Annotated in this window: 12 protein-coding genes, 1 pseudogene and 1 riboswitch; of the genes and pseudogenes, 9 read left to right on the forward strand and 4 right to left on the reverse strand. The window is 61.0% G+C overall.

All coding sequences use genetic code 11. The features are described from left to right. Nucleotides 1-430: 430 nt before the first annotated feature. Genes ASG57_RS20170 through ASG57_RS20185 form a run of 4 tightly spaced genes read left to right on the forward strand, consistent with a single transcriptional unit; the run spans nt 431 to nt 5738 of the window. Complete coding sequence (locus tag ASG57_RS20170) at nt 431-1591, forward strand: tyrosine-type recombinase/integrase (protein WP_057197188.1); 1161 nt, start codon at nt 431-433, stop codon at nt 1589-1591. Next, nucleotides 1578-3404 (forward strand): site-specific integrase, encoded by a 1827-nt coding sequence (locus tag ASG57_RS20175; protein ID WP_057197191.1) that lies wholly within the window; start codon nt 1578-1580, stop codon nt 3402-3404. The genes ASG57_RS20170 and ASG57_RS20175 overlap by 14 nt, the downstream gene beginning before the upstream one ends. Next, on the forward strand, nt 3401-5293 hold the full coding sequence (locus ASG57_RS20180; protein WP_200948573.1) for a site-specific integrase: 1893 nt from the start codon (nt 3401-3403) through the stop codon (nt 5291-5293). The genes ASG57_RS20175 and ASG57_RS20180 overlap by 4 nt, the downstream gene beginning before the upstream one ends. Further along, nucleotides 5262-5738: a hypothetical protein gene (locus tag ASG57_RS20185; RefSeq protein ID WP_156402756.1), complete on the forward strand. Its 477-nt coding sequence runs from the start codon at nt 5262-5264 to the stop codon at nt 5736-5738. The genes ASG57_RS20180 and ASG57_RS20185 overlap by 32 nt, the downstream gene beginning before the upstream one ends. Nucleotides 5739-5981: 243 nt before the next feature. On the opposite strand, the gene ASG57_RS20190 is transcribed toward ASG57_RS20185, so the two are convergent. Beyond that, on the reverse strand, nt 5982-6209 hold the full coding sequence (locus ASG57_RS20190) for a hypothetical protein (RefSeq protein ID WP_057197197.1): 228 nt from the start codon (nt 6207-6209) through the stop codon (nt 5982-5984). Nucleotides 6210-6221: 12 nt separating this feature from the next. On the opposite strand from ASG57_RS20190, the gene ASG57_RS20195 reads away from it, so the two are divergent. Continuing rightward, nucleotides 6222-6518 carry a DUF736 domain-containing protein gene (locus ASG57_RS20195; RefSeq protein ID WP_057197199.1) on the forward strand — a complete coding sequence of 99 codons (297 nt, stop codon included), beginning with the start codon at nt 6222-6224 and terminating at the stop codon, nt 6516-6518. 253 nt (nt 6519-6771) lie between these two features. Continuing rightward, nucleotides 6772-7059 (forward strand): annotated as a pseudogene (locus tag ASG57_RS20200) (DUF736 domain-containing protein); the annotation flags it as partial. A 212-nt stretch (nt 7060-7271) separates the two neighbouring features. Here the strand turns inward: ASG57_RS20200 and ASG57_RS20205 are convergent. Continuing rightward, a complete protein-coding gene (locus ASG57_RS20205; RefSeq protein WP_057197202.1) occupies nt 7272-8717 on the reverse strand; it encodes a PepSY domain-containing protein in 1446 nt (481 codons plus the stop codon). Nucleotides 8718-8719: 2 nt separating this feature from the next. After that, a complete protein-coding gene (locus ASG57_RS20210; RefSeq protein WP_349510061.1) occupies nt 8720-10771 on the reverse strand; it encodes a TonB-dependent receptor in 2052 nt (683 codons plus the stop codon). Between the two features lie 336 nt (nt 10772-11107). After that, a riboswitch (cobalamin riboswitch) is annotated at nt 11108-11305 on the reverse strand. 174 nt (nt 11306-11479) lie between these two features. Between ASG57_RS20210 and ASG57_RS20215 the strand changes: the two genes are divergently transcribed. Both ASG57_RS20215 and ASG57_RS20220 read left to right on the forward strand, forming a co-directional pair. Further along, the gene (locus ASG57_RS20215) at nt 11480-13870 is read left to right on the forward strand and encodes a TonB-dependent siderophore receptor (RefSeq protein ID WP_057197206.1); all 2391 of its coding nucleotides are present in this window, start codon (nt 11480-11482) and stop codon (nt 13868-13870) included. Between the two features lie 75 nt (nt 13871-13945). Then, entirely contained in the window at nt 13946-15121 is a 1176-nt protein-coding gene (locus ASG57_RS20220) for a PepSY-associated TM helix domain-containing protein (protein WP_057197208.1), read from the forward strand. Between the two features lie 1489 nt (nt 15122-16610). Here ASG57_RS20220 and ASG57_RS20230 read toward each other — a convergent pair. Beyond that, nucleotides 16611-16814: a hypothetical protein gene (locus ASG57_RS20230; protein WP_057197212.1), complete on the reverse strand. Its 204-nt coding sequence runs from the start codon at nt 16812-16814 to the stop codon at nt 16611-16613. 148 nt (nt 16815-16962) lie between these two features. On the opposite strand from ASG57_RS20230, the gene ASG57_RS20235 reads away from it, so the two are divergent. After that, entirely contained in the window at nt 16963-17574 is a 612-nt protein-coding gene (locus ASG57_RS20235; protein WP_156402757.1) for a hypothetical protein, read from the forward strand. Nucleotides 17575-17603: the final 29 nt, after the last annotated feature.

Genomic DNA, 17603 nt, shown 5'->3' on the forward strand with positions numbered 1-17603 from the left:
GGCACGATGGTCGGCTATCTCTGGTATCGCGCCATGCGCTGGCAGTTCGAGCGCATGGGCATGCCGTTCAAGAAGGTCGGYAACGAKTTAGGTCATGCGCTGAGAAGTGTCCTTTAGCGCCATTGTCTGAGGGCTTGGCACGCAGACGTCCGAGTCAAGCGTTCCCGCAGCGTAGCGAGGACAACGCTTGACGCGGCGGCGACACCACAAGCTTTTTGAAGGGGTGCAGGCGAAGTCCTGCACCCCTGCCACGTGGCGAACGGGAGAGCGCGAGGGGAACCCCTCGCATTCAAAATAAGACTCGCGCCGAAGGCGCTCCGTTTATCTTTTATTCGTGTGCTGTCATCTGTCAGTTTCATCGACACGGTAAGCACTTGGACGATGTCGATGTCTTCTTGCACCTCCGGGTGCCTTGCCACCGGAGAGCAGGATGGTTTCGATTGTGCGGGCCGTGCCCGGTGTTGAAGGGATTCCGGCAGGCTTTCCCATTCTGCTCGACGCGCAGATGTCGATTGTCGAGCCTGCCTTCGGCTATCTGATCGAACTCGCCACCATTCCCGGCCGCTCGCATGCGATGGAGACGTTGAGGACGTATAGCGAGCACCTGCACGACTGGTTCGATAGCCTGGAGCAGAGCGAGCTGGATTGGCGCCTCGCCGATGAGGAAACGATCGCCACCTACCGGAACCGGATGCTGGCAACGCCGAGCCCTCATACGGGGCGGCCCTATGCCCGGTCCACTGTGAACGATCGTGTCCGGACGATCTGCCGCTTTTATTCTTGGGCCCATCGGCGCGGTCTGATCGAGGCATTGCCCTTCGACTACGTCGACATATCCCTTCGCTCAGTGCATCGACAAGGCATGCTGGCGCATCTGGATCATCGGCCTGCGACGGTGATGGCGAACATTCTGACGGTTTCGGAGGTTGAACGTCTGCCGCGACCGCTACGCGTCGATCAGCTCCAATCCCTGTTTCGGCATCTTTCGTCGCCCTATGACCTGATAGCCGAGTGGGCTTTGGCCACCGGCATGCGCCGCAAGGAGCTGTGCGGCTTGCAGCTACATCAGGTGCCGGACGTCGCTCACCTGGATATCGACGTGGACCCACTTGTGGGAGTGCCGCTGACCGTTACCAAGGGCGACCGGCCGCGCACCGTTTATCCGCCGCTGCGGCTGATCGACAGGACCCACTGGTATGCTGGAGAGCAGCGTGCGGCGCTGGTGAAGCTCCGACGCAGAACGCGCCCCGGTTACCGTCCGTCATCGGCGCTGTTCCTCAACAGCAACGGCGATCCCGTCTCGAGAGCGAGGTTTTCCGCTGCGTTCGGTGCGGCCTTTCAAGCGGCAGGGCTGACAGGATCTGGCCATTGGTTGCGCCATACATTCGCAATGACCATGCTCGTGCGCCTGCAGAAGCAGGCGGCAACGACGCCCGACCTCAACCCGCTGAAGATCGTACAAGTCCTGCTCGGACACGCCTCGATTCAATCGACGGCAATCTATCTGCGTTGCGTCGAGCTTCATGCGGACACGCTCGCCGAGAGCCTGGCCTATCTCTACGGCGAGTTGGTGCCTCATGGCCGTGCGTAAAAGGAAGCCGATCAATCGGCGCATCACAGTTGCGACGCCAAAGAATGCGGCAACTGATCTTGTCGCCGATACGGTCATATTCTCCGATGCCGGAGGCCGGCCAATCCAACGGTTCGATCCTGAGCAGCTTTCCGGCCTGCCTGCCGATCTGCGCGGGCTCATGGTCCAGGCTTTCCGGGAGCATGGCGTCGGCCAGATGCCTGCGACGCGCCGAACGACCTGGGCAGCGATCCACCGTTTTGCCCGCTACGTCGTCGACGATGGGACGATCAAGACAGCGGGTGATGTCAATACCGCCGCGCTCGGCCGCTACGTGCTCTGGCTCAGAACACAGGCGGCCTCCCGCGCGCCGCGCGGTGCGCACGCCACGGCCTTTGATGTGCTTCGGCCGTTGCTATTGTGGTGCCAGCGCAATCGACCAGGAGCGCTCGCGCGTGATCTTGAGATTCCCTGGAATCCGTTTCCCGGCAGACGAATGCATCAGCAACCGCGCCGGCGGCTGCCGCCCGATCAGATCAAGGCGATCCTCAGCGCCTGCTACGAGGAGATCGATGAGGTTTGGGCCCGGTTTCAACACGGGCAGGATGTCATCCGGCGCACCGAGCTTCCGCCCAAGATACTGCGAGGTCAGGGACTCGATCGATGGATATGGCGGATCAGCCGCATCGAGGGCGGTCGCATGCCCGACAGGGCTGTTCTCGAAGAACACGGGATAAAGTCCGCCATGCTCGTGAAGTCTTGGGGCGGCTATCGCACCATCGCGCAGTATCTTCACATCACAACCGATACGCTCGTTCCGTTTTTTCTGGCGATCGCTATCCAGACGGCCGCCAATCCCGAGCCGTTGCGCCACATTCGGCGAGACTGCCTCGTTCCGCATCCGCTCGACGAACATCGCGTTATCATTGACTGGAACAAGGCCAAGACCGGCGCCCGGCTTCAGAAGGCGCAGCGCCGGTCGTTCGATCGGCGCCGACGATACGCGGCGCCGAACCTGATCGAGATGATGCTGGCCTTGACCGAACCGCTCCTCGTGGACGCACCGCCCAGCCAGCAGGATCGGGTGTTCCTGACGCGTAGCATCTATTCCGGCCCCACCCGTCGTTCGCTCCGCAATCGCACGGAGGTGATCGAGCACTCTGTCCTCAGACGGGCGATCCTCAGATTCACGAAGCGCGCCAACCATCGCATCGATGAGTGGAATGCAGCACATTCCGACAGCCCGCGTTTGCGGATCGCCAGCTTTGCGCCCGCTCTGTTTCGTGGCACGGTCGCAACCGAGCACTATCGCGCCTCCGGCGGCGATATTCTCGTGGCCCAATCGATCCTCAATCATGCCAACGCCGCCACGACCGAGACGTACCTCAAGAGCGAGGAGACGACGCGCTTTCAGCGCCAGACGATCGCTCGCTTGCAAGACCTGATGGTCGCATGGGTTCGCGGGTTCAAGCCTATCGTCCCGTCGCCAGAGCCTGACCAGCTTCGCGGTACCGTTTCCTTCGGCCATGATTGTCTCGCGCCGGTCGCTGCCGACCGAGATGGCGCCGAGCGTCTGTGCCCGCATTTCGGCGGATGCCTTGCGTGTCCCGGCCTCGTAATCCCAATCGACAGGGAACGTCTGGCGCGCGTCCTCGCCGCCATCGATCGGTTCGAGCAAGCCCGCAGCCGGCTCGATCCCCGACGCTGGAACCTCCTCTATGCGCCGTCGTGGCGGATTCTCACGCAGGACATCCTTCCGGACTTCCCGGCGGCGATGCACGAGGCTGCGCGTGCGCTCGCCAACGGCATGCCCGCCTTGCCGGAGTTGGAATGACCATGCGGCCACACGCTGATTCCACCCGCGATATCGATCTACGACAGAAGATTTCGGTACGATCGCTGTGGTCAGACCCGCAATGGCACCTCGATGGTCGGAGGTCTGACCTGCGGAGATCGCAGTTCCAGATCGATTGGGATTTCAAACTCCCGGACGGCAGCCGCTTCACAGACCCTTGCTGGGCCGGCTGGCTGGAAGATGCGCGCATCTTTCTGTGGTCGCTTCGCATCGATCCGCCGCCAGGCCGGCGGCACGCTCGCGCGAGAACGCTCGTTGCAGCGGCCGTCAAGCTCCGCATCCTGATCCGATGGATGGCCGGCGAGGCGATGCAAAGCTTTGGCGAACTCGATCGCGATGCCGCCGCCCGATTCATGCACGACATTGCCGAGCGACGAAGACACAATGGCGCGCTGATCAGACCTGGAACCCGTCACGCCTACGCTAATCTTTTGCTCGCCCTCTACCAGCAGAGGCGCAAGCTCGCATACCCACCATCAGAGCGCCCGTTCGACGAAGGCCGCGCGAGCGCCTATTCCGGGTTCAGTCGCCACACCGTACAGCGCTTGCCATTCACGCCCGACGCTATTGCCGTTCCGCTCATCTCGGCAGCAATCCGGTTAATCGGGCAGCCAGCCGACGACGTCATTGCGCTGCGCGACCAGGCCGTGCCGTTTCGCATGGATGATCGGGGTCGCTCCTTTTTCGTTCATCGGCAGGCCGTCCGAACGCTCGTTTCTTCATTTCGCTTTTACACGATCGAGGGCGAGAATACGCCTTGGCATCCGCCGCTGACGCGAACGAGGCACCTGCGGGCGTTGATCAACAGGATCCAAGAGGCTTGCTTCGTCACCGTTGCCTATCTGGTCGGCGCAAGAGTCTCGGAGATTCTGACGCTTGATGCTGACTGCGTCGAGGAGCATCTGTCCGCAGATAAGACGGAAGCCTTTGCTTATCTCCGTGGGCGGATATTCAAGACCGCCGCAAATGAAGCCGGCACGCCACATCTCTGGCCAGCGCCGCCGCCCGTTCTGCGCGCCATCGACGTCTTGCGGCGCCTGTCAGAGCCCCTGCGTGCTCGGACTGGCCGGTCGGACCTGTGGCTCTCCATCGCCGGGAACGGCATCATCGATCGCCGCGTGCCGGAGGTCGCAACCGGCAGTTCTCTCGTTATTCGCCTAAACGAGAGATTCGCGGCTTTCATCGACATGCCGCGCAATGACGATGGAACGCCCTGGCGTCTGACCACACATCAAGGCCGCAAAACCTTCGCCCGTTTCGTCGGCAAGCGCGACCGCACCGGCCTTCACGCCTTGCAGCACCATTTCGGGCACGTGACACGCATCATGACCGACGGCGCCTATGTCGGAACGGATTTCGATCTCGGCGAACTCGTCGATGCACAAACGCTCGAGGAGACGCGATCCGCGCTCGAGGAGTTGCTCACCGCGTCGCGTCTCGGCGGCAAGGCGGCACGCATGTTGTCGTCGCGGTCGCGCTTTCGCGGCCGTACCCACGACGGCGAACTCACAGCTTATGTCGATTTCCTCATCGAGGAGAGCGGCATGCGGCTCGGCGTCTGCGACTGGGGGTATTGTGTCTATCGCGCCGAGTCCGCCGCCTGCATGGGGGACGACCGTGGTCCGAACCCACAGTGGCGCACCGAGAGCACTTGCATGAGCTGCGCCAACTTCGCGGTCACCGAGCGGCATCGCCCGGTCTGGCAAGCGCGCCTTGACCGCAATCTCGCTTTGCTCGCCGACGATCGACTCGATGGATCGAGCATCGCTCTCGCCAAGACGCGCATCGCCGAGTGCGAGCGTGTCCTTTCCGATCTTTCCGCCACAGGAGAAGCCCGTGCCGAAGATGACGGCCGCAAACCCACTTGATCGACGCGTGCAAGCCACAGCCGGGAAGCTGCGCGCCGCCCTTGACCGCCTGGCCGGCGGCTCCGATGAGTCTCCGATGATCGAACGGCAATTGACCGTCGCAGCCCTCGCGCGGGAAGCACGTGTCGGTCGTAACGCGATCTACGCCAATCACCGCGATATCCTCGCCGAGCTGACCCGCGTCCGTCAGCAGCGGCGGGCTCCCAGTCGGGTCGCCGCCATCACGGAGAAGGTCGCCGAACAGCGCATCGCCGTCGACACCATGCAGGGTCAGCTTCGTCAGCTCGCGACCGAGAATGCCGGACTCCTGCGTCGCGCGATCGAAGCGGAGCGCCGTGCCGACAGGGCCGAACACCGCGTCGCGCAGTTGACGAAGGAGCTTGATCACCATCGTCGCCCCAGGTTGCTACGATCTTCGGTAGGTGAGCACGGAGACGATAGCTGATGATGTCGTTGTCCGGGCCAGCCTCCTTGCCGCGCCATGCACCGATAGCTCGTTGCCGGACGATGCAGGATAACGTCGTGGCTATCGCGATCTCTCGGACGACGAGGTGTGGCCAATGCGCGGGAAGTGTCTCGATAATCCGTCACGCTGTCGTCGCTGGTGCTTTTACGCCGTGAGCCAAGGTCTCTCCTTCGCAGGGCTGTCCAGAAGTGCGTCCATTGCGGCCTTTCTTGCTGGCGTATCTCACACCGCGTTCGGCTGCTGCGCAGCCCGCCCTTGATCCCGCAACAGCGCGATGCCGACCTTCTTCCCCGCCGTGCTCGGCTGACGCCTCCGCGCGGCTTCCTCGCGAGGCAAGAAGCTCGTCCCTGCGCCGCCTTCCACTTCGTTCCAGCCCTTCGGGTGCGGGCCGGTCGCCCGGTGTTTTCCGATCGCCATCAAGGCCGCGATGGTCGCGACCTGATACAGCAAAGGAGAAGACCCATGGCTCAGATCGGCACGTTCACCCGCAACGAAGACGGCTCTTTCGTCGGAGCGATCAAGACCCTCAACCTCAACATCAAGACCCGTCTGGTTGTCGCCGAGAAGGAAAGCGACAAGTCGCCCGATCTTCGCGCTCTCGCAGGCACTATTGAGATCGGCGCCGGGTGGAAGAAGACCGCCAAGGAGACTGGCCGGGAATACCACTCCGTCAAGCTCGACGACCCGAGCTTCCCCGCTCCGATCTACGCGAGCCTGGTCGAGAACGAGGGCGGATACGTCCTCATCTGGTCGCGCTGAGGCCACCAGTCAGCGAACGCGGCGCTCCACCCCGGGGCGCCGCGATCCAGCTAAAGGACGCTCGGGAGTGTCCTCCATCAGATAGCGAAGCAAAGCCTGAGGCTTCGTTTCAAAAGGACAGTTGACGGCTGACCTAAAACGGCCCCCCCGGGGCGCCGCGATCCAGCTAAAGGACGCTCGGGAGTGTCCTCCATCAGATAGCGAAGCAAAGCCTGAGGCTTCGTTTCAAAAGGACAGTTGACGGCTGACCTAAAACGATTTCCAGGGCGAGATCGTGACCCTGAGCCTGAAGGCAAAAGGCGTCCGCATCGTCGCCGAGACCAACCGATCCAACGACAACGCTCCCAGCTACCGCATCTACGTGGGTCGCGCGGAGATCGGCGCGGCCTGGTCGAAGCGCTCCGAAGAGGGCCGCGACTACCTCTCGCTCAAGCTCGACGACCCCTCGTTTAACGCGCCGATCTACGCGAACCTGTTCGATGACGAAGGCGGTGAGGGCTACACCCTTCTGTGGTCGCGGCCGCGCAAGACCGGCGAGTAAGAGCGCCCCACCAAGCCCCGTCCGACCAAATCGGGCGGGGTTTTTTAAAAGGCTACCCATAGCGTGACGCCACTTCGAAGCCGCCTGACTCATCCGCGAAACTGCGCTCTGGCTCTCGGAGGTCCGCTCATCGCGACAGAGCGGACCAGATTTGCACAATCTGAGTTTTTCATTTTGACCCGAAGCAGACTCTATCAAGGCTTTAGTTCGCTTCAACGGCGCAGATAACGCCAGCCGACAACGACACCGCTCACCGAAACGATAGTCCCAAGGATCGACAGCAGCCACACCACGATGTCCCAGGCCGGGCGATACATCAGCAGCAGTTGAAAATCGAAACTATGCAGCGCGTTGAAGAGCCAGCGATATGTGCGACGGCTGCTGTCCACACGGCCTATCATGTCGCCCGTGACAGGGCTGATGTGAAACCATGTTCTCTCGTCGTCGTCAAACACCGCGCGCAAGACCGGCAGTTCGCGGTCGTGATGATGTGCATACCAATAGGAATCGTATTCCTCGAGGATGAGCCGCTCAACGAGGCGAGCTTGCGGCAGCAGTTTCGTTGCGGCAGCCCAAAGTCGCTCCTGCGGGAGTGTCGTCATCTCGCCCGACGTCAGATCCAGCGGGATCGGCGCGCCATCACGCGATGCGGCAATCATTATCGGGCTGCCATCAAGCCACACAAAGCGTGCTTCAACCGCAGCGGATTGCGGCATTGGCAGCTTCGTCGCAAATGTCGGCGCATCGTGGCCGGCATAGCGCTGCAGCACCTCGCGGCCCGTGTTGCGGCCCGTGAAATATTCGCCGGGGTTGAGCGAAAGCCAGCCGGAGAACATCCACGTCAGCACGAAGATGCCTGCGATCAGGCCCGTGACGTGGTGCCACGCCATCCAGCCGCGATAGGGCGTGATCCTGCCGCTCGCATAGCGCCGCTTCAGTCGCACGCGCAGGATGCCGATCCAGATGCCCGTCACGCCGACGATGAGGCAGATGCCGGAGATCCAAAGCACCACCAGCCGCCACAGCGGGCCATCCTTGCGCAGCACGGTCGGATAGATCCAGTGCAGGATCGAGCCGAGCCAGTTCCAGACACGCTCGGTGTGGTCGGTGTCGAGCGCGATCTCGCCGGAGCGCGAGGAGACATAGAGCCTGGTACCGGCATCGTCGCCGAGCCCGATGAGGTAGAGCGGTCGCAGCGGATCGTAACGCGCCGTCACGCTGCATTGATCGCGGTCGACGATGTCTTCGAGACGCGGCGATCTGCTCGCGGGATGATGCTGCGCGACGGCGAGCGCCTGCTGTTCGGATATACTCGTGATGACGCGGCCGTCGGCTGCAGAGATCGCCTGCCGCTTGCCGTCCCAGCCGGTGATGCGATACACCGGCTCGTCCGCCAGCATGGACAGCCGGAGATCGCGCGGATAGTGCGTGGCGCCTGCCGCCTTCATCGCGTCATCCGGCGACAGCGCCACTTTCGCCCATTGCATGTCAGGGAGCGCTGCCAGCCTCTCCTTCTCGGAAAGGCCTGGAAAGGCGACGTACATGATCACCACGCCGGAGATGAACCACATCGCGAAAAACAGGCAGGTGACGATGCCGACCCAGCGGTGGCCGATATACAGCCACCGCCGGAGCGTGCGTCTCAGGGAGCGCGCCACGCTCAGAACTTCACATTGACGGCGAGCTGCGCCGTGCGCGGCATGCCGAGCAGCCATTGGTTGGTGCCGCCCGACGTGGTGTAGACCTCATCGAACAGATTGTAGACGCGGAACGACACGGTGGTGTTCAGATCGGGCTTCCACTGCACGCCAGCATTGACGATGTTGTAGGCCGGGCGCGTCATCGTGTTGGCATTGTCCGCATAGGTCTTGCCGACGATCTGCACGCCCGCGTTCGCCGACCAGTTCGGTGCGAAAGCCCAGGTCGCCCAGATGTTGGAGACGGTCTGCGGGACGTTGACCGGCACGTTGCCGGCATAGTTCACGGCTACGCCGCCAACCGACTGCACGAAATCGTCATACCTCGCGCGCAGGAACGCGGCGTTGGCATCGATCCGCCAGCCGTAATCGAGCAGGAATCCGACCGTTGCTTCGACGCCGCGCGATGATTGCTGGCCGACCTGGACCGTCAGGGTAGGAATATTGGGATCGCGCGCCAGCAGGTTGTTCTTCACGATCTCGTAGCCGGCCAAGGTCCATTCGCCGCGGCCGCCCCAGAACGATTGCTTCACGCCGATCTCGATCTGTTTTCCGGTGGCGAGGTCGAAATTCCTGTTGGCGGACGAGAGCGAGATGATCCCCCCGACCGGATCGACCGCGGTGGAATACTGGCCATAGAAGGCAAGATCCTTGACGGGCGTATAGACCGCACCCGCGCGCCAGGTGGTCGATGAGAACGATTTTTCGAAACTGTTGGCGGGTACCCGATAGTCGGTGCGCGTGACCGTCGGCTCATCCTGACGGATGCCGGCAATCAGGGAGAGCTGCTCGGTGACCGACAGCCTGTTCTCGGCAAACAGCGCGTACTGGTTGGTCACGCTGCCGAAGCCGGGAGTCGTAGGGTTCGGGCTGTTGAACACGCCTGGAACGACGTCGTACGGGTTGACGGCTGACGAGCCGCCATAGGGCGAATTGTTGGTATGGGTGAAATTGATGCTGTTGACGTCAAAGCCTGCCAGGAACTCGTTGGCCATCCCGAGGACATGTCCGCGGAACTTCGCATCCATGCGATTGCCGACCTGCTGCTGGTCGTGAAAAATCTCGATGTAGTCGCTGCGGTCGATGAGGCCGGTGGCGGGGTTATAGACGTAGCTCTCGACATTCTTCCAGTGACGCTTGGAATTCAAATAGTAGAGCGTGTTGTGGACCGAAACTCCATCGGCGACCTGCCAGTCGGTCTTCACCTGATTCCAGCTGTCCTGGTAGCGGATGTGGCTGTCGCTGACGTTGTAGTTCTTGAAGCGTAGCGAATCTTCGAGCCTGCCGTTGATCAGCGGCGTACCGAAATAACGTGACGGGTGGCGGTCGCCGTAATCCGTGGACAGCGTCCAGGTGACGTCCTCGTTCTGCTTGACCTGAACCACGGCATGAAGCGCGACGTTCGAGGTGTCGTCGCGATCGATCCAGCCGTCCGACATGTTGCCGGTGGCGGTGATGCGATAGGCGACGTCCTTGTTGATCGGACCGCCGCTGTCGACGGCAATTCGCCGTGTCATGTTGCTGTCCAGCGAGATCTCGGCCTGGTTGCGAGGGATCCACGACGGCAGTTTCGACACGATGTTGATGGCGCCGCCGACCGCACCCGCGCCATACATCACCGACGCAGGGCCGCGCAGCACCTCGATACGCTCGGTCGACCATGTGTCGAACGGAAAGGTCACCGTGCCGGCGCCGATATAGAGCTGAGTGCCGTCATAGAGCGTCATGACGGAGCCCAGGCCCGTGAAGCCGCGGGTATTGAACGAGACGCCGCCATTGCCCGGCGCCGGGCTCGCCGTGAAACCGGTGGCGTTCTGCGTCACCGCGTCGAGGATGTTCTGCTGGCCGCGCTCGGAAATGGTTTCAGCGGAGATCACCTCCACACTGGCCGGGGTCTGCAGCCGCGTCAGGCCGAGGCGGCTGCCGGCCGTGCTTGCGCCGGTGAGGTTGAGCGTCGGTGCGGCGAACACGGGACCGGTCGGTGCGGCAACCTGAGTGCCAGTTCTGGCGGCCATGTCACGCTGCTGGCGTGAATGCGCGGCACGAGCAGCAGCAGAACTGCGTCGGGTGCTGCGGGCATTCGGCGGCGTTGCTGGCGGCTGCACCACCACGGGGTCGAGCGTCTGGACCCGCTCTGCGGAGCCCTGTGCCCAGCCATCGGTCGATACCACAAGGCAGGAGATTGCAGCTGAACGGAGCAATGCGCGGCGACGCCGTAGGAAGACGCTTGTACGGGAGGTCATCAATAAGACTCGCGATAACGTGGCACGTCACCGCGAACGCAGCTTGGCCGCTGCCTCAAGAGGTCGGCAGCTCAACACTCACCAGGACACCCCGCCCAATGTGCTCGCGTGTGACCACGACTGACGGCAGGTCTCCTGGCTCGCGGGTCGTTGCCTGTCGCCGCCTTCCCAAGCCCGCAGGCTCAGTGGCAATTTGGCGAAGGCTCACCGCTTACAGTTGCGGGGGCAGCCACGGCCTGGGGGGTCATCCCCCGCACCGTATTCCCTATTGTCTCCCGAAGGAGAACCGTCGCGATCACATTAGTTTTATATGCAAGACACTGTCAACTGGAAGGCTGCGCCGTGCTTCAAATAACACAGCCAGCTGCGAAAGCCTCTCCTTAAATCTATTCTAGATGACATCGCGACATGCCTTCGGTCACTCATCTAGCAGTAACGACTAACAGTACATTTTCGGGGGCGAGGGTGAGATCATTTGGAGTGACGGCATCTCGTGCGGCTTTGTTGAGCGCGGCGAGTACTGCAATCCTTCTTCTTGAATGGCCGTCAATAGCATTGGCGCAACAGCAAACATTGCCGCCAGTAACCGTGGATGCGCCAAAGCCGGCGGTAAGGCCGGCGCAGCCAGCCCGCAGAGCCGCGCGTGTCGGAGCGACCCGTCGCCCCGCCATCGCTGCACAACGGTCGGCCGCTCCTCCAGAAGCCGGGTCAAGGGGCGTGGGCTCCGAGCGAGCCAATGGCCCCGTTAACGGAATTGTTGCACGGCAGAGTGCAACCGGAACTAAGACGGACACGCCTATTCTTGAAACGCCTCAATCGATCAATGTCGTGCCACGGCAGCAGATCGAGCTCCAAGGGGCGCAGAATGTGGGCGAGGCAATTCGGTATGTGTCGGGCACGCAAGGCCAGTTGTACGGCGCAGCGTCGGTATTCGACACGGAGGTCAGGGTTCGGGGCTTCATCGCACCGCGCTATCTCGACGGCCTGCGTCTGCCCTACGACTCGACCATTCAGTTCGCTCAACCTCGCACAGAGCCATGGGGACTCGAGCGAATCGAAATTCTCAAGGGACCGTCTTCCGGAATCTACGGCCAAGCTTCCCCCGGGGGCATTCTCAATATGGTGAGCAAGCGTCCCACCATCGAACAGCGTAACGAGGTTGAGGTACAAACCGGCAGCTTCAATCGAATTCAGGGAGCCTTCGATTTCTCCGGTCCGATCGACCAGAATCGCGAGTTTCTCTATCGCATCGTGGGCCTGGCGCGCGACAGCGATACGTTTGTCGACATGAACAAGGAGCAGCGCTATTTCCTCGCGCCGAGCTTCACCTGGCAGCCGACCACCGATACCAGCTTGACGGTGCTGGCCAGCGCACAGCGGGACCGCCTCGACGGCCAAGTCCACCAGTATCTGCCGGCCTACGGCACGCTTTTACCGAATCCGAACGGCCGCATTCCGGTCAGCACCTACACTGGCGAACCCGGGTTCGACAAAATCGGATTTGACCAGGCCGTGATCGGCTATGAGTTCAAGCATCGCTTCAATGAAGCGCTCGAATTCCGCCAGAACTTGCGCGTGGCGCAGGTCGACATCGACATGTATTCGATGCGCAATGCCGGGACGCTATGCCCGATCGCGGGCGGCCACGTCGCCTGCTATCTCCCCGGCGTCGTACCTCCCGTCGATCCTGCGCAGCGCGTCACGCTGCGGGATGCGAATTTCATCGGCGGCAGCACGAAGAACTTCGCGATCGACAACCAAGTGCAAGCGGACTTCAACACAGGGTGGTTCCGCCACAAGGTCTTGGCTGGACTCGACTACCAGAAAACGACGGTTGATACCGATTATCGTGGCACCTTCCCCGGCTTCCCGATCGACGTCTACAATCCGGTCTATGGTGCGACCCCGCTGCCGACCAAGGCCACGATGATACCATTCATCAACACGTCGACAAACAAGGACCAGCTAGGCGTCTACCTTCAGGACCAGATCAAGCTGGATCGTTGGAATCTCGTCCTCACGGGACGTCATGACCGTGCAACGGCAGACACCGCCAACAGGCTGACGAACGTGAGTGTCCCCCAGGACGACTCCGCGTTCACCGGGAGGGTTGGCCTCAATTACGTGTTCGATTTCGGCCTGGCTCCCTACATCAGCTATTCCACTTCGTTCGAGCCGGTCGCCGGACTGTCATTGGCATCGGCCACGGGACAGCCATTCAAGCCCACGACCGGAGAGGGGATCGAGGCGGGGGTCAAATACGCCCCGCCCGGCATGAGGATGCTGTTCACCGCCGCCGCGTTCGACATGACTCAGCGAAACGTTGTGGTGAACACGCCCACGTTCGTGCCCTTCCAGGTTGGCGCGATTCGGGTCAAAGGCATTGAGACCGACTTTCGCGCCAATATTACCGACAATTTGGAGGTCATTGCCGGCGCCTCCCATATCGTCCCGGTCGTCGAGGAGCACGTCAATCCCGCCATCGTGGGCAAGGATGTCGCGAGCGTGAACCGCGATAGCGCATTCCTGTGGGGCTACTACAAGTTCACGGGTGGGCTCGTCGCAGGTCTCGGTCTCGGCGGCGGTGTCCGCTACACCGGCGGCGTATGGGGCGACGACGCCAACCTGATCAGGGTCCCCGGTTATACCCTGGCTGATGCTCTGCTGACCTACGACTTTAGCTATCTGAGGCAGGATTGGCGCGGCCTCAATCTGCGCATCAACGTCAACAACATCTTCGACACCTATCACGTGACGAACTGCTTCACCGGTCTTGCATTCTGTGCGCTGGGCCAGCCCCGTACCGTCCTCGCGACACTGAGCTATCGCTGGGGCGAAAGCCCTAAGCCGCCATTGCTCGTCACGAAGTAGAGGATTGACGCATAGAGCTATCTTGATGGCGAACGGCACCCTGGCGGCACCGTGTCGAGACGGAGGAAGAATTCATTGACGGCAGCGACGCGATCTCTCCGGCGGTGGGGCATCGTCCATAAATGGACGAGCCTCATCTGCACCGTGTTCATGCTGATGCTGTGCATTACGGGCCTGCCGCTGATCTTCCATGAGGAGATCGACGACGTCCTGCACAGCAGTGTCAAGGCTGCGGAGGTGCCGCCGGGTACGCCACCGGCCGATCTCGACCGCCTGCTCGCCAATGCGATGGCAAATGCCCCGGGCAAGGTTCCGCATTTCCTGATCTGGGATCGCGATGATCCCAATGCGATGTTCGTCAGCGTCGGTCCCACGATCACGTCGGATCCGTCGAAGAATACCCTGATCCGGGTGGACGTGCACACCGGCTCGTTCCTCGATGCGCCCGATCTCACGGCGCGCTTCACCTACATCATGCTGAAGCTGCACACGGACATGTTCGCCGGGCTACCCGGCAAACTTTTTCTCGGCTTGATGGGTATCTTGTTCTGCGTCGCAATCATCTCCGGGATCGTTGTCTACGCACCGTCGATGCGAAAGCTGAGTTTCGGCACATATCGCGCGCGGCGAACCCGCGTCGTGCGCTGGCTCGACATTCACAATCTCGCCGGCATCCTGTTGGTGGCATGGACGCTGGTCGTCGGCTTCACCGGCGTCATCAACACATGGGCCGATCTTGTCCTCAAGATGTGGCAATTCGGACAGCTCGCCGACATGACGTCTCAGTACCGCGACAGGCAGGTGCCTGAGAAGCTCACCTCGCTCAATGCCGCAGTGGAAGTTGCAGCAAAGGCCGTCCCCGGCATGACGGCGAGCTTCGTTGCGTTCCCAGGCACGGTCTTCACCAGCAAAAGTCACTATGCCGTGTTCCTAAAGGGTGAGACGCCGCTGACATCGCGCCTGCTCAAGCCTGCGCTAATCGACGCTGAAACCGGCAAGCTTACCGATACCCGTGACATGCCTTGGTATGTCTCAACCCTCTTCATCTCCCAGCCGCTACATTTCGGCGATTATGGCGGCATGCCGCTAAAGATCATCTGGGCAATGCTCGATGTTCTTACCATCATCATCCTGTGGACGGGCTTGTATCTGTGGCTACGACGGCGCAAAGCAGGCGTCAGCATTGAGCGGGCGATCGCCGGCGCTTCGGGCATCGAAAGCTCCCCCACGTCGGCATTATCGACCCGATGACACACAACCGGTCGCTAAGCAGAATATTCCTGGCTCCTCTTCTGGTGGCGCTTGTCACGAGTGCAGGTCTCGTCAGTGCGTTGGTGGGCGACGGGCCGTGGGACGCGGTCTCGTGGCTCACCCTTGGCTTCCCCATTGTTCTCTACGTCGGTTTTTTTTGGCGACGCAAGTCGCGCTGACCTCAATCGATAAGTGGTAGCCGCCCATGGAAGAACCATCAGCGAAGCGATCGGGACCGAGCGACGCTTGGAATTGGTTTGGAAGTGCAGTTGCCCTCTGCTATCAGCGGCCAGGAACCGCCGTGCGCCGAATGAAGAGATACCAGCTGGCAAACGGTCAGTGTGCAATGCTGGAAAGATTGGCTGACAATCCAGCTCACTTCGGGCGACTTGTCGTCCTCAGGCATGGACGAGGAGGCGTCTCGCTGCGCACCAGGAAAGAAGTACAACGAGCTTTTGCCCTGCTATCACTGCTGGCCAAACGTGCCTTCGATTCAGATACCACCGACAACATCCGGCGTCAGGCATGACGAAGAGACTCGTCCGGTCCTGCGAGGCTTGGCTTGTTGAAGTCGATATCGTTCTACAGAGCGAGTCTACAGAGACAAGGAGATTCGTCGTGGTTGCGCCAAACGAAGAAGCTGCCCTGAAAGCCGTTGTCCGATTCCCAGGCCTCAAAGAGGATGATGCCAGAACGATCATTCGGAAACTGCATTCCGATGAATTGGACAACTTACGGCTTCGTCCAGGAGCGGTGCGGCCGTTTCTCCTCCGTGCCAGCGATCGCGCTGAGCGCCCTCGTTGATCATTAAGCCTCTCCTCGGGGTCTGCTTGTGGACCATCGGTGCGCAGCAGAAAGGTCGTCGGAGTGTCGGCTGTCGGGTGTGGAGCGGAAACTGATTGCGGCGGCCTGGACCGCCGACTTTGACCCAAACCAGCCGTTCTGGCGAGAGCTAAATCGCACAACTCGTCGTCACACGCGCCAGCGGCAAGGTGCGACATACTGTAGAGAAGGGTTGTGCGTGGCGGCTAATACACGCTTAGACTTGGTCGAGTTATGGTAGTATGTTCGTTGCTGCCTGCGAGTCTGAGGCCATATGAGTCTGTGGTACTTTTTGAGCGACTGGTTCGCAGGTGTCCCAACCCTTGGAGTGCTGTTCAAGCGGTTCATGATCAATGTTGCATGGGCATGCATCCTCCTCTTTGTAATGCTAATTCTTCAGCTTCCCGCTGAATACGCAGCTGTCGTTTACTTTGGTGTGCTTGTTACGAACTGCGTGATGGGGATGGTTTTTGCACTTCAGCGCGCGCAAATGCGTGATTGAGCGACGCCCATTCTGCCCATAGCCGACCCTTCTGCCCGTTCCGCCAATTTGTCCCCACACCGACGAACTCCGGCGATCATCCGAATGTCGGCTTCAGGGGGCAGAACGGCAATGCCGGTAGGGCGGCGCAACCGACGCTGATGACCCAAAGCAGCCATGAGACGCCTATTTGGCAACGCGACTGCGAGCAAGCTTGAAAAATCCCAAACCAACGATGACGAACACTGGCGCGGTCGCCCCGAAAAGGATGAACGTATACGGCCCGGGGTAAGCAACAAGAAGATAAATTTCCCAGCCGACAACGATCAGGGCCAAGATCGATCCCATCACCAGCAGCGTCTGCTTCAAACCCTCCAACATGCTGGACATGATAGCATAAGGGCCCTGTGACATGTCGGCGGTCAGCGGTAGACCGGGCCTAACTCAAACCGGGCCATATCGTTACGATTGACCCATAGCGGAAACTACAACAGCGACTAGATCATTTGGGATTGTGACTGCTCAAATGGGAACGAGCATGCGTTGCACTGTCTCCATCATCTGCCGACTTATCTTCGGCGGGGCGCTCATTGTTAGCTTGATTGCAGCCGCCGGGGGGCAAGACCGGGAAGCAACCCGGCGCGAGTGGGGCAACCTGGCCAATGGTCGTACCGAATACGAGGTTTCGGATCCCGCCTTGTTGCCGAGCACTCTGTCACTTGCGGCGGAAGAAGCGGGCTGCCGTTACAAGGACGACATGAAAGATGCGCCTGCTCGCTTCATGCGCCCAGAGGGCCGGCGCATTGCTATAGTGTTCTGCTCAGCAATCACGGGGTCGCATCAAATATTCGATGTTTCTAACGTGATGAAGCCAACCTTGATAGAGCTCCCGATTATCGCACACCCGGATGGTTTTCGCTCGACACCTAGGCCGGGTTGGATCACATGGGATAGAGAAGCTAAAGTCTTCTTAGCCGAAAGTGGCTCTGACATTTCGCTTGCGAAGCTACGCCACGTTTACCGCATGGAGAGTGGAAGCGGTAGCTTTGTCATCGTGCGCGTTCAATTCAACCCGCGCATCGATGGCAAGGACGAGTGGATGACGATCTGGGAGGCGCCGCGCTGGTCTTTCCCAACGACACCGAACTAAGCAATCCACCGGATGGGTCCGCTTATGGC

This window comes from Bradyrhizobium sp. Leaf396 (assembly GCF_001424605.1).
Classification (GTDB): Bacteria; Pseudomonadota; Alphaproteobacteria; order Rhizobiales; family Xanthobacteraceae; genus Bradyrhizobium; species Bradyrhizobium japonicum_C.

Coding starts and splice junctions, on each gene's coding strand:
- ASG57_RS20170 (WP_057197188.1), top strand. CDS start 431: ATGGTTTCGATTGTGCGGGCCGTGCCCGGTGTTGAAGGGATTCCGGCA.
- ASG57_RS20175 (WP_057197191.1), top strand. CDS start 1,578: ATGGCCGTGCGTAAAAGGAAGCCGATCAATCGGCGCATCACAGTTGCG.
- ASG57_RS20180 (WP_200948573.1), top strand. CDS start 3,401: ATGACCATGCGGCCACACGCTGATTCCACCCGCGATATCGATCTACGA.
- ASG57_RS20195 (WP_057197199.1), top strand. CDS start 6,222: ATGGCTCAGATCGGCACGTTCACCCGCAACGAAGACGGCTCTTTCGTC.
- ASG57_RS20210 (WP_349510061.1), bottom strand. CDS start 10,771: ATGGCCGCCAGAACTGGCACTCAGGTTGCCGCACCGACCGGTCCCGTG.
- ASG57_RS20230 (WP_057197212.1), bottom strand. CDS start 16,814: ATGTCCAGCATGTTGGAGGGTTTGAAGCAGACGCTGCTGGTGATGGGA.
- ASG57_RS20235 (WP_156402757.1), top strand. CDS start 16,963: ATGCGTTGCACTGTCTCCATCATCTGCCGACTTATCTTCGGCGGGGCG.